The following is a 12,031-nucleotide window of genomic DNA, read 5'->3' as shown; positions in this document are numbered from 1 at the left end:
GAAAAATTTGAACTAGGTGCAACACCAGCCTTTAAGGCATATCAGGGTTCTCTAAGCAGTTAAAACCGACCCAAAACTGGGTCTTCATCCCGATCGATTTTACATCAACAATCTCACCGGGCTGTTGAGGGTAATGCACCCATCGGTCATAAAGACGATAGCTACAGGTTGTGATGACGCCTAACGCCAACATCACCACTATCACGTGACTGAGTAGCGATGGTGCTACTGCGGACAACTTAGGCTTTAACGATGCCCAAAATGCCGCCAATGAGATAATGGCCAGCAGTTGGCTCATCGGCGAATCCAATACGCTGGAAACCAAACTATACAGTAGCCCTGTCAATACACTCGCGCCCAGCACTTTAGTGACGCGGGAAGCAGCCGTAGCAACCTTAAACAGCAGTAAAAAGCACAACACAACATAGCAAACAGCCGATACCCAACCCCAATGGACTAACACGTTTAACACTGAATTATGGGGGCGACCAAAGTTGAAGTCGTGGCAGACAAAGGCACCACCACCATTCCCCCAAAATGATGCAATACTCAATGCTTGTGACCACAACGCCAGCCTGTCTGACGTTGTAGTGCGAAATAAAATGGCTTCACTTTCAATACCAAGAAGATACGACGGCAGTGGATTCAAAAATACAAATGAAATACACGCCCCAAAAAAGGCGCCGATTAGCAGCGTCTTGATCCATTGACGCCACAACTCCCTGTCCACTAGTGACATCAGAATAAAACCGGACAATACGGCCAGAACGACTCCCCTGCCGTTGAGGGTAAAGCAGACTGAAAACGCCATTGAAACCGAAAGCAATGGCAAGAAGGCAGATTTTTTTCTTCGCAAAGCACGCACAGCTAAATATGCCATAGGCAAAATTAACCAGACTTGCACTTGATTAATAAATCGGGGATTAGAAAATCCGTAAAAGGTTGTCGTGCCGACTGGTACCCGGTGAAAGAGAAGCGTCCAGAACGCCACTGCGACACTCAAAAATAGCAAGACATTAAGCAACATCGCTAAATTGAATAACACTGAGCGGGAAGACTGAAAATAGGAATTGAACAGTCCCAGCAGTAAAAACAAGCCCACCAGATAAAACCATTGGCTTGGCGCACTGACACTATAGTGACTCAATGCAGTGGCAATCATACTGAATACGACAAACACCACTACCAATCCTTTAACTGGCTGTTCAAGCGATTGATAAACTTTGATCACAGGCTGGCGAATACGTGCCGACATGACCAATCCTGCCGCAAATAAAATGAGCAACAGGCTGACAACTAAGCGTTTAGAGTCATAGATAAACAACAGTTGGTTGCGCGGAATAAAGACATTAAAACTAAAGACAATCAGCGACCAGAAAGTCAGTTTGACGATCAAGGTTTCCCATAACGAATTACGATTCACCATTTGCGCCTTTCATTATTATTTTCAATAACCTGAGTATTGTTGATATTTTACAAATGGCAAACTTGGATCGGCGTTTTGAGAATTGAGAGCAACGCAAAACTTGGAGCGAGAAATAAACACAAAAAAAGCGCGACCCAATTAAGGAGCCGCGCTTAAGCCCGTCACAGGCTGAATTTACGCACTAACGTGCAAGCAGGATACGGAATGCGTATCTGTGCCTTCAATTTGTGGTTTGGTCTTCGCACATTCCGCGGTTGCTTGCGGGCAACGAGTACGGAATACACAACCGGATGGTGGATTGATTGGCGACGGCAAATCACCTTCCAACATCTGAATTACTTTGGCGCGCTCCAGGTTTGGATCCGGAATCGGTACCGCCGACATCAGCGCTTTGGTGTATGGATGCAGAGGGTTAGCAAACAGTTCATCGGCTTCGCCCAGTTCCACCGCATTGCCCAAGTACATCACCAATACGCGATCAGAAATGTGTTTTACCACTGACAAATCGTGCGCGATGAACACCAGGCTGAGGCCCAGTTCTTTCTGTAGCTCTTTCAGCAGGTTGACCACCTGAGCCTGAATCGATACATCCAACGCTGATACAGGTTCGTCACAGATGATCATCTTAGGTTTCAGAATCAACGCGCGAGCGATACCGATACGCTGACACTGGCCACCTGAGAACTCGTGCGGGTAGCGGTTAATCACGTTAGGCAACAGGCCTACTTTAGCCATCATTTCCTTAACGCGATCTTTGACTTCCTGCTTAGACAGCTCAGGGTAGAACGTCTGCAATGGTTCCGCGATAATGTCGCCCACCGTCATACGCGGGTTCAGAGAAGCCAGTGGATCCTGGAAAATCATCTGAATTTCTTTACGCGTATTGCGGCGTTTCACTTCCTGCATACGAGTCAGATCCTGACCCAGCCACACCACTTCACCTTCGGTTGACTGAACCAGACCGATGATCGCGCGGGCAAAGGTGGATTTACCACAGCCGGACTCACCCACAACGCCTAATGTTTCGCCTTCGTAAAGACGCACGTTAACGCCGTCTACCGCTTTCAGGGTAGATGGTTTAGTCCATGGCCAGCCCGATTTAGCCGCGATGCTGAAGTGAACTTTCAGGTTTTTTACATCTAACAGTAATGGTTTATCTGCGCTCATTTTGTCCAAGTCTCCCAATCAGAAAAACAAGCACGCTGACGACCATCACCAAATGGAGTCAGAATCGGTGCTTCACGCTTACAACGGTCCATCACACGATGGCAGCGCTCTTGATAAGGGCAGCCAACAGGCAGACGCAGTAAGTTTGGCGGATTGCCAGGAATGGTTGGCAGAATTTCGCCTTCTGTATCCAGACGAGGAATCGCTTTGAGCAGACCTTCCGCGTATGGGTGGCTTGGGTTATAGAAAATCTCGTTAACGCTGCCGTACTCCATGGTACGACCCGCGTACATCACCAGCACTTTGTCACACGATCCTGCAACCACACCGAGGTCGTGAGTGATCATGATGATTGCCGTGTTAAATTCGCGCTTCAGCTCGTTCAGCAGATCCATGATCTGCGCCTGCACGGTCACATCCAGTGCGGTAGTTGGCTCATCGGCGATCAGCAGTTTCGGACGACACAGCAGTGCCATCGCGATCATCACACGCTGACGCATACCGCCCGAGAATTCGTGCGGATACATGGTGATACGTTTACGTGCTTCAGGGATTTTGACCGCTTCCAGCATGCGCACTGATTCTTCAAACGCTTCCGCCTTGCCCATGCCTTTGTGCAGCATCAATACTTCCATCAGCTGATCGCTGACTTTCATATATGGGTTCAGAGACGTCATCGGGTCTTGGAAGATCATCGCGATCTGCTCGGAACGAACTTTGTTCAGTTCTTTCTCAGGCAGGTTAAGAATCTCTTTACCTTCGAATTTTGCACTGCCCGAAATCTTACCGTTTTTCGCCAACAGGCCCATGATCGCGAATACCGTCTGAGATTTACCCGAACCGGACTCACCGACAATACCCAGTGTCTCACCTTGTTTAAGTGAGAAGTTCAAATCGTTGACTGCGGTTACGATACCATCTTGCGTGGTAAATTCGACGCGCAGATCTTTGACATCTAATAAGCTCATCATTGCTTCCTTAATCTTGCTCTTTTCTGATTATCTGTCTTTTGGATCCAGCGCGTCGCGCAGACCGTCACCGACGTAGTTAAAACAGAACAGGGTAATCACCATGAATGCGGCCGGGAACAGAAGCTGCCAAATCGCGACTTCCATTGTGTTCGCACCTTCTTGTAACAGTGCGCCCCAGCTGGTCATTGGTTCCTGTACACCCAGACCAAGGAATGAGAGGAAAGATTCTGTCAGAATCATGCTTGGGATCAGCAGCGTTGAGTAAACGGCTACGATACCCAGTACGTTAGGCACGATATGACGGGTAATGATTCTCCATTTGCTAACACCACATACGTGGGCCGCTTCGATAAATTCTTTGCTGCGCAGGCTCAGAGTCTGGCCACGCACGATACGCGCCATATCCAGCCAGGCAATCGCGCCGATAGCAACGAAAATCAGAATGATGTTACGACCGAAGAAGGTCACCAGTACGATAACCAGGAACATGAACGGTATTGCGTACAAAATTTCCAGAATACGCATCATGACACGGTCAGTACGGCCGCCGATGAAACCAGAAGCAGCGCCATACAGCGTACCAATCAGGACCGCCACCAGCGCGCCCATGATACCGACCATCAGAGAGATACGGCCACCCACCAGAGTTCGCACCAATAGGTCACGACCCAAAGCATCGGTACCAAACCAGTGCTCAGCCGTTGGCGCTGCGTGCATTGCGTACCAGTCCGTATCTTCGTAGGTGTAAGCAGAGAACATCGGCACAAAAATAACGGCCAGTGTAATTAAAGACAGAATGAACAAGCTGACCATCGCCGCTTTGTTGCGCATGAAACGAATGCGAGCATCCTGCCATAGGCTGCGACCTTCAATTTCCAGGTTCTCAGTGAACTTTTCGATCGCTTCTAAGTTTTCTTTTTTGGTTAACATAATATCCGTGTCCAATTAGTAGCGAATTTTAGGGTCGATATACGCGAGCAGAATATCCACAACCGCATTGAAGAGAATGAATAGGAAACCGATAAGGATCGTTACACCCATAACCAGAGAGTAATCACGGTTAAAGGCAGCGTTAACGAACAGTTTACCAATCCCTGGCAGACCAAAAATCGTCTCGATAACCACTGAACCTGTAATGATGCCGACGAATGCCGGGCCCATGTACGATACAACAGGCAACATTGCTGGTTTCAGCGCGTGTTTAATCACGATGTAGCTGTAGCTCAGGCCTTTCGCACGTGCGGTACGAATAAAGTTACTGTTCAGTGTTTCAATCATTGAACCACGGGTAATACGCGCAAAAGTTGCAACGTACAATAGCGACATACCAATCACAGGCAGCGCCATATAGTGGAAGGAGCCATCTTGCCAACCACCCGCCGGAAACCAGCCAAGGTTGATGGAGAAGATGTAAATCAGTACCGGCGCTAACACGAAGGATGGCATGACCACCCCGAGCATGGCTGTCGACATGATCGTATAGTCTATCCAGGTGTTGTGCCTTAGTGCCGCAATGGTGCCAACCGCTACCCCCATAATGACGGTAAAGATGAAGGCCGCAAAACCCACTTTGGCAGACACTGGCAGCGCACTCGCGATAAGCTCGTTCACCGAATAGTCTTTGTATTTGAATGACGGACCAAAGTCACCCTGCAGGATGTTGGTCAGATACGTTAAATACTGTTCAGATACTGGTTTATCCAAACCGTATTTCGCGTTGATGTTGGCCATTACCTCTGGCGGCAAAGGACGCTCAGAAGAAAATGGGTTACCTGGTGCAAAACGCATCAGAAAGAAAGATATTGTGATCAGCACCAACAAGGTTGGAATCGCTTCAAATATCCTTTTTGCAATGAATTTAATCATAAACTCACTCTTTCAGTCTGTGACAATAGAAAATGAAAAGACGCTGTATGTGCGCTGCACATACAGTGTCTATATATTTATAGTTTTAAATGCTCAGGAATTACTGAGCTTTGATGTAAAGATCTTTTGCGTAGATCTTATCTTCCGCGTTACCAGCTGGGTAGCCGCCAACAGTCGGAGATACTAGACGTGATTTAACGTACTGGTAGATAGGCACGAGTGGCATATCACGAGCCAGCAGTTTCTCAGCATCAACGTACAGCCCTTCACGTTCAGCGTCTGAAGTGGTGTTCATCGCTTTTTCCATCACTGCATCGTATTCTGCACTGTGGTATTTCTGGTCGTTTGAGCTGTTGTTAGACTGCATCAGTGACAGGAAGCTTGATGCTTCGTTGTAGTCACCACACCAACCTGCACGAGTCACGTCGTAGTTACCTTGACGACGAGTATCCAGGAAGGTTTTCCACTCTTGGTTTTCTAGCGCTACGTCAACACCCAGTGTGGTTTTCCACATTGATTGGATCGCAGTTGCAATCTTCTTGTGGTTTTCTGAAGTGTTGTACAGCAGTGTGAATTTCAGAGGGTTTGATTTGTCGTAACCCGCTTCAGCCAGAAGTTTCTTCGCTTCAGCAATGCGCTCTTTCTGAGTCATCTTGCCGTAAGCTGGCATTTCTGGGTGGAATCCTGCCGTGATTTCTGGCGTCAGGAAGTAAGCAGGTTTCTGGCCTTGGCCAAGAATCGCGTCGGTGATGATGTTACGGTCAATCGCGTAAGACAGTGCTTTACGGATACGAACATCGTTGAAAGGCGCTTTTTGGTTGTTGAAACCGTAGTAGTAAGTACACAGGTTACCTTGTACTTGAACTGACTCTGGGTGCTCTTTCTGCAGACGTTTGAAGTGCTCAAGTGGCAGTTCGTTGGTGATCTGGATTTCGCCAGATAGGAAACGGTTCATTTCCGCAACTTGGTTTTCAATCGGCAGGTAAGTCACTTTGTTGATGACTGTGTGCTCGTTGTCCCAGTAGTTCGGGTTACGTTTCAGTTCCATGCGTTCGTTCACAACCCATTTGTCTAGAACGTATGCACCGTTACCGACGAAGTGATCAGGTTTGGTCCACTGATCGCCCCATTTTTCAACCGTTGCGCGGTGAACTGGTTTCACAGTAGTGTGGCCCATCATTTTCACAAAGTATGGAACCGCTGATTCAAGTTTGATCTCCAGTGTGTTTGCATCCAATGCTTTCACACCCAGAGTTTCTTTGTCTTTTTTCCCTGCGATGATGTCAGCAGCGTTTTCCATCGTCGTCATCTCTAGGTACCAAGAGTATGGCGACGCGGTTGCTGGATCAACTGCACGTTTAAAGCTGTATACGAAGTCTTCAGCAGTCACAGGATCGCCGTTAGACCATTTTGCATTTTTGCGCAGGTGGAAAATAAAGGTTTTGTTGTCTGTCGTTTCCCAGCTTTCAGCCACACCTGGAATAGTGTTGCCAGCTGCATCCTGGTTCACCAAGCCTTCTAGCAAATCGCGGATAACGTTTGACTCAGGCACACCTTCCGTTTTGTGCGGATCGATAGACGCAACTTCAGTACCGTTACCGCGTACGAGTTCTTGTACATCCGCCAATTTGGTGCCTGCTGGAACGTTAGCAGCGATGGTTGAGAAAGAAGTGGTTGCCACTGCAAGGCTAGCGCCTAGAAGAAGGGCTTGTGTGATTTTATTTTTATACATGCATAAACTCCAAGTTTTCATTTTGCATCCATGACTTCTCTGGAGAGCATCTAGAACGAAACGGCTAGCACTCAGGTTGCTTAGTGCAAAAACTAAACTAAAAAAACCTAAACCCTCACAGAGAATGCGGCACACATTAGCAATCATCGAAGTAATTTGCCATAAATTTGTAGCAAAAACTGAATATATTCTGAGCCAACTTCAATAATTAGCGTAATACTTCAAGCTTGTTCTATAGGCTAGATTATTAGAACAAAGAACAACTTACGCGTAGACCATAGTGCCATTTCATCTAACTAAGATTGCATTTATAGAATCTTATGCTAGAAATTACTCAAAAATTTAACATTTAGTGTACAAGGCGTCTAATTGAAAGTGATGATCCACTCGTCAGATGACAGGATTTGTGAAGATAATCACCTCTTGCACTAGGATGATCAGGACTGCACTTCTTCGGCGCAGCCAGTGCATAAATATTGAAAGGATACTTCGGCAGGAAACGGGAATATGCAGCAACCCACTTTTGTATCGTTGGGCGCTGCAATTAAGCATTATTGAGCGTCGCGAATCAGTTCAGCGAGGCTGGTTAAACGGCGGCGGGAATCTTTCACATACGGATTTTGAGTATCCCAGGCATAGCCAGCCAAAATAGAACAGATCATCTGTTTGATACGCTGATTGGGCTTGTCATAGTAGATAACATCCTGAAGCGAACCGTCATACCACCCTTCTACATAAGTGCGGAACGTATTCACGCCCACCATCAACGGCTCGGCATACTCTTGCTGCCAATCAACGGTTTCACCGCTCAGTTGACGCTGCACGCAGCGCACCGCAAATTGCGCAGATTTCATGGCAATTGTTACACCGGATGAAAAGACCGGATCCAAAAATTCGCCGGCGTTGCCAAGCAAAGCATAATGGCGGGTAGCAAGGTGCTTCACGTTCGCAGAGTAACCACGCAATTCACCAGCCGCATTTGGGTATTCCGCCTGCTTGAGCAGCTCTGCCAGGCCAGGCTCTTCACCCACCAGTTGTTGCAGTGCGGTGAGTTTGTCCAGCGAATAACGTTCAAAGAACGCGGGCTTACCAACCACACCTAAAGAGCATGTACCGTTAGAGAATGGGATCAACCAGTACCATACGTCGCTGTTCTCCGGATGAACGGAAATCAGAATTTTATTGCGGTCATAAGGCAGGCTTTCGGACTGAATATGATCAACCACGTGAGTAAAAATCGCTTTACGTGGCGGCAAGCAAGATGGCTCTTCCAACTCGAGCAATTTTGGCAATACTCGGCCAAATCCACTGGCGTCCAATACATAGTCCGCTTCTACCTGATAAGGTTGGCCCAACTCGTCTGCAATCGTCAACCAAGATTTTGAACCTTCAAAAGCTACCGCCAGCACTTCATGACCGTAACGAATCTCCACACCCTGTTCTGCCGCACTGTCAGCCAGTACTTTATCAAAGCTGGCGCGTTGGACCTGAAACGTCGTGCCCGGTCCTGGCGTAAATTTATCGGTGAAATCAAACTCGGTATACACGCCTTGCTTGCGAAACGCCGCCCCATTTTTAAATTGGAATCCCGCAGCTTGCACCGCGTCGGTCATGCCCGCTTCTTCTACCACTTCCATACACGCTGGAAGCAAACTTTCGCCGATGGAAAAACGCGGAAACTGCGCTTTTTCGACCACCAGCACATCAATTCCTTGCTTGAGCAACAGTGCTGCAGCCGTCGAACCTGACGGGCCTGCACCGATAATAACCACTTGACGCTGCTGAATATTCATTGTTTTTACTGTCATTCTGACTTTGCTTTGAGTTTAAGTAAGGTATGGCCTAAACCAATATTGTCGGTACGTTCTTCAATGACCAACCCCGCCGCTTCGATAAGTTCAAGGAAGTCATCACTGCGGTAGAAACGGCTGTTGCCGTTGGCAAGGCAGGTGAAATAGAGTGAAGTCGCATTCAGACTGTATGACGCCGCATCATATTTTTGTGCATCCCAAAACAGTTCGAGAATATATACCACGGCATCTTCGGTTAACTGAGCTCGTACCCGTTGCAGGATACTGAGAATTTCCATTGGTGAAAAGCAATCAAGAAACTGGCTCATCCACCATACGTCAGCTTTCTCCGGCAGCGCTTGCGCTTTGTCCAGCATATTGGCCGGATACGGATGAATACGCTCGGCAAATCCTTGCTCGGACGCATTACGCATCGCCATTTCCAGTTGCTGTGGTAAGTCGACAATCGTTACCTGCACCTCTGAATCATAACGGCAGCATTGCAGTGCCCATTTTCCGGTGTTGCCGCCAATGTCGACCAGATGTTTCGGCTTGTCGGCAAACACCCGTTCCAACAGAACCGGGAACGAGCGATCGGAGTAAAAATGGTCGAACTGGAACCAGCTCTGTTTGGCTTGTTCCGGCAGGCGTGACAACCCTTGGTAAATGGTTTCCCAATCCCCCAGTTCTTTCAGCCCCGCAGGCTTGCCCTCTTCTATCGCCTCCGTTAAGTGCATCATCGCGGCGTAACAGACGTCAGCGGTGAAATCCATATTGGCGCGGGTCATGCCGTCATGCAGCAGGAAAAAGCCCAAATTAGCAAGACGATAGTGCGGTTTAGTCCACAAGACGATGTTGGCGCTAATCGCCATGTCGAGCAGCACTTTTACGCCGTACTCGGATACGCCTGTCTGCTGATGAATTGCCTGTGCGGACAAACCCGTGTCACCCGCCTCATCCAGTGCTTTTAAAATCCCCAAATCACGCAATGTTCTTGCGGTATGGAATACGATCGGGGCAAATGAAAGTTTTTGGGCTTCAGTCTTCGCTTCGAGAGCGTTAAAGGGGTCAAGTTGTTCCATCAAGAGAACCTAGCTGTTATTAGTGTGTTCGGAAATTCACCTATTGAGCCGCCGCAGCTTGCGCAAGCTGTTTCTTAATATCGACGTTTAAGTTGTTGACCCAACGGTTATAATTGCGGTGAATGCTACCATCGTCCGCTTTTAAGTTTTCTGACCTAACGTAAAGAATTGAGTAGTATTTTTCGTTATAAGGAATATGAATTTCAGCGAAATGGTTACGCACACTAATTTTGGCATCCAAAAGGCCGGGCTCGACCTCTTGAATAACCCAGCCGCGTTGAAGTGCTGCTTGAGTAATTGCTAATTTAATTTGATCACTTTGAAGATTATAAGCAACTGGAGTATTCTCCACATTCAGAACAGGCTGGACGCGACCACAAGCAGCCAACAAAAATATTAATAAAACTGATAGGGTTAATTTAATTACCTTCATGGCTTATCCTTATTTTCAGCAAAATGAAAAGTCGGCCATAGTATTTAATCCCCTCGGCAACAAATCAATCGTTTATGTCAAATCAATTGCAATTCATGTCGTTCAATATCGACGCCTGGTCAGCCAACGCGCAGGGAATTCATCAATGCGATGAATGGAAATCATGGAGTCAGGATGGAATCTGGCCAGAAGGGCCGATTGAAGCCGGACTCATTCCGCCAATGATGCGCCGCCGCATGAGTCCGCTCAGTAAACTAGCGGTTCAAACGGCACTCTCTTTAATGAATGAGCATGCGGTTGATTATCTGGTATTTTCCAGCCGTCATGGTGAACTGCATCGCAGTGCCGAGTTGGTGAAAGAGATTCTACACGGCGAAGAAGCCTCTCCGATGAACTTTTCGCAGTCGGTGCACAACACGGCAGCCGGACTATCAACCATCGCCAGCAAACAAGCCATTCCGGTCACCTCGATTGTGGCGGGAGACAACACTTTTCACAGCGCATTGACTGAAGCTTGGTTGTATCTGTGTGAGCATCCTGAGCAACGTGTGCTGCTGGTCGATTTTGATCTTCCCCTGCCACAAGCCTATCAGGAATTTGAAGACAAGCAGTTCAGCGGATACGCATTGGGGCTGGTTCTTTCTGCGGGCGACCAGTGGAACGTGACCGGATTGGCAGCAACTTCAGAGGTCGATATCCTGCCTCAGGCACTGGTCGTGCTGAAACATTATCTGGCTAGTGAAACACAGTGGTTGGTTCAGGGCGAGCGCAACACTTGGCAATGGCAGCAGAAATGAAAATCATCAGCCAGTATTGGCGAATATTCGCCACCGGTTTCTGTTTCAGCGTGTTTGGCCTTGGCGGCCTGACCCTGAGCTTTATCATCATTCCGTTGATTCGGCTGACAACGCGCGAGCAAATTAAACGAGAATATCGGGTACAAAAAGTGATTCGTGCCACCTTCAACTTCTTCTGTAAGTTAATGAAGGCCACCGGCGCGATTGATTATCGAATTGACGGAGCGGAGATCCTCAAGCAGGACCGCAACTGTTTGATTGTCGCCAACCACCCAAGCCTGATTGACTATGTGCTGATAGCTTCGCAGTTACCGCAATGCGACTGCTTGGTGAAATCGGCCATTTGGTCCAATCCGTTTATGAAGCACATCGTCAAAGCGGCTGGCTATATTCCTAACGAAACGCCGGATGATCTGCTGAGCCTGTGCGATGAGCGTTTTGAGCGCGGTAATGTGCTGCTGGTCTTTCCGGAAGGCACCCGCACCACGCCGGGAGTCGAGTCCAAACTGCAACGCGGCGCAGCGCAGATTGCGATTCGTACTGAACGCGATTTACGCGTCATTCACATTACAGTGACACCCAGCTTTCTGACGAAACAGAAAAAGTGGTATCAGGTTCCCGATACACGTCCATTTTTCCTGATAGAAGTTAAGGATAAAGTTGAGGTCGCGCCCTTTATAGAGCAAACTAACAATCCAACTTCGGCGGCTAGGCGATTAAATCGACATTTAGCTGAAGTGATTTTTCCAGTTGATAAATAACAAAAA

At 47.9% G+C, this 12,031-nt stretch carries 11 protein-coding genes; 2 read left to right on the top strand and 9 right to left on the bottom strand.

The window, feature by feature from the left end; translation table 11 throughout:
• Positions 1-31 precede the first annotated feature (31 nt).
• The 9 genes from LGV68_RS02140 to LGV68_RS02100 form a co-directional block, all read right to left on the bottom strand.
• A complete protein-coding gene (locus LGV68_RS02140; RefSeq protein WP_252536153.1) occupies positions 32-1,426 on the bottom strand; it encodes an O-antigen ligase domain-containing protein in 1,395 nt (464 codons plus the stop codon).
• Positions 1,427-1,600: 174 nt separating this feature from the next.
• The gene (gene oppF, locus LGV68_RS02135; protein ID WP_020330148.1) at positions 1,601-2,593 is read right to left on the bottom strand and encodes a murein tripeptide/oligopeptide ABC transporter ATP binding protein OppF; all 993 of its coding nucleotides are present in this window, start codon (positions 2,591-2,593) and stop codon (positions 1,601-1,603) included.
• A complete protein-coding gene (locus LGV68_RS02130; protein WP_020428807.1) occupies positions 2,590-3,561 on the bottom strand; it encodes an ABC transporter ATP-binding protein in 972 nt (323 codons plus the stop codon). The genes oppF and LGV68_RS02130 overlap by 4 nt, the downstream gene beginning before the upstream one ends.
• Before the next feature lie 30 nt (positions 3,562-3,591).
• Positions 3,592-4,494, bottom strand: coding sequence for an oligopeptide ABC transporter permease OppC (gene oppC / locus LGV68_RS02125; protein ID WP_020330146.1), 903 nt, complete (start codon positions 4,492-4,494; stop codon positions 3,592-3,594).
• A gap of 15 nt (positions 4,495-4,509) precedes the next feature.
• Positions 4,510-5,430: an oligopeptide ABC transporter permease OppB gene (gene oppB, locus LGV68_RS02120; RefSeq protein ID WP_020330145.1), complete on the bottom strand. Its 921-nt coding sequence runs from the start codon at positions 5,428-5,430 to the stop codon at positions 4,510-4,512.
• A 100-nt stretch (positions 5,431-5,530) separates the two neighbouring features.
• Positions 5,531-7,162 carry an ABC transporter substrate-binding protein gene (locus tag LGV68_RS02115; protein ID WP_252536151.1) on the bottom strand — a complete coding sequence of 544 codons (1,632 nt, stop codon included), beginning with the start codon at positions 7,160-7,162 and terminating at the stop codon, positions 5,531-5,533.
• Positions 7,163-7,713: 551 nt separating this feature from the next.
• A complete protein-coding gene (locus LGV68_RS02110; protein WP_252536719.1) occupies positions 7,714-8,955 on the bottom strand; it encodes an NAD(P)/FAD-dependent oxidoreductase in 1,242 nt (413 codons plus the stop codon).
• An 11-nt stretch (positions 8,956-8,966) separates the two neighbouring features.
• Complete coding sequence (locus LGV68_RS02105) at positions 8,967-10,034, bottom strand: class I SAM-dependent methyltransferase (RefSeq protein ID WP_020330142.1); 1,068 nt, start codon at positions 10,032-10,034, stop codon at positions 8,967-8,969.
• A 40-nt stretch (positions 10,035-10,074) separates the two neighbouring features.
• Complete coding sequence (locus LGV68_RS02100) at positions 10,075-10,467, bottom strand: hypothetical protein (protein ID WP_024373203.1); 393 nt, start codon at positions 10,465-10,467, stop codon at positions 10,075-10,077.
• Positions 10,468-10,541: 74 nt separating this feature from the next.
• Here LGV68_RS02100 and LGV68_RS02095 point away from each other — a divergent pair, with 74 nt between their 5' ends.
• Positions 10,542-11,264, top strand: coding sequence for a beta-ketoacyl synthase chain length factor (locus LGV68_RS02095; protein WP_202659203.1), 723 nt, complete (start codon positions 10,542-10,544; stop codon positions 11,262-11,264).
• Positions 11,261-12,025 carry a lysophospholipid acyltransferase family protein gene (locus LGV68_RS02090; RefSeq protein ID WP_020330138.1) on the top strand — a complete coding sequence of 255 codons (765 nt, stop codon included), beginning with the start codon at positions 11,261-11,263 and terminating at the stop codon, positions 12,023-12,025. The genes LGV68_RS02095 and LGV68_RS02090 overlap by 4 nt, the downstream gene beginning before the upstream one ends.
• Positions 12,026-12,031: the final 6 nt, after the last annotated feature.

It is taken from the genome of Vibrio sp. LQ2, assembly GCF_023920125.1.
Taxonomy (GTDB): domain Bacteria; phylum Pseudomonadota; class Gammaproteobacteria; order Enterobacterales; family Vibrionaceae; genus Vibrio; species Vibrio fluvialis.
Note: the sequence above shows the minus strand (reverse complement) of the source record. Positions and strands in the feature narration are given on the sequence as shown.

Excerpts from the sequence above, each read along its gene's own strand:
- LGV68_RS02115 (WP_252536151.1), bottom strand. The coding sequence starts at position 7,162 with ATGTATAAAAATAAAATCACACAAGCCCTTCTTCTAGGCGCTAGCCTT.
- LGV68_RS02100 (WP_024373203.1), bottom strand. The coding sequence starts at position 10,467 with ATGAAGGTAATTAAATTAACCCTATCAGTTTTATTAATATTTTTGTTG.
- oppC (WP_020330146.1), bottom strand. The coding sequence starts at position 4,494 with ATGTTAACCAAAAAAGAAAACTTAGAAGCGATCGAAAAGTTCACTGAG.
- LGV68_RS02140 (WP_252536153.1), bottom strand. The coding sequence starts at position 1,426 with ATGGTGAATCGTAATTCGTTATGGGAAACCTTGATCGTCAAACTGACT.
- oppF (WP_020330148.1), bottom strand. The coding sequence starts at position 2,593 with ATGAGCGCAGATAAACCATTACTGTTAGATGTAAAAAACCTGAAAGTT.
- LGV68_RS02090 (WP_020330138.1), top strand. The coding sequence starts at position 11,261 with ATGAAAATCATCAGCCAGTATTGGCGAATATTCGCCACCGGTTTCTGT.
- LGV68_RS02130 (WP_020428807.1), bottom strand. The coding sequence starts at position 3,561 with ATGAGCTTATTAGATGTCAAAGATCTGCGCGTCGAATTTACCACGCAA.
- LGV68_RS02110 (WP_252536719.1), bottom strand. The coding sequence starts at position 8,955 with ATGAATATTCAGCAGCGTCAAGTGGTTATTATCGGTGCAGGCCCGTCA.
- LGV68_RS02105 (WP_020330142.1), bottom strand. The coding sequence starts at position 10,034 with ATGGAACAACTTGACCCCTTTAACGCTCTCGAAGCGAAGACTGAAGCC.
- oppB (WP_020330145.1), bottom strand. The coding sequence starts at position 5,430 with ATGATTAAATTCATTGCAAAAAGGATATTTGAAGCGATTCCAACCTTG.
- LGV68_RS02095 (WP_202659203.1), top strand. The coding sequence starts at position 10,542 with ATGTCAAATCAATTGCAATTCATGTCGTTCAATATCGACGCCTGGTCA.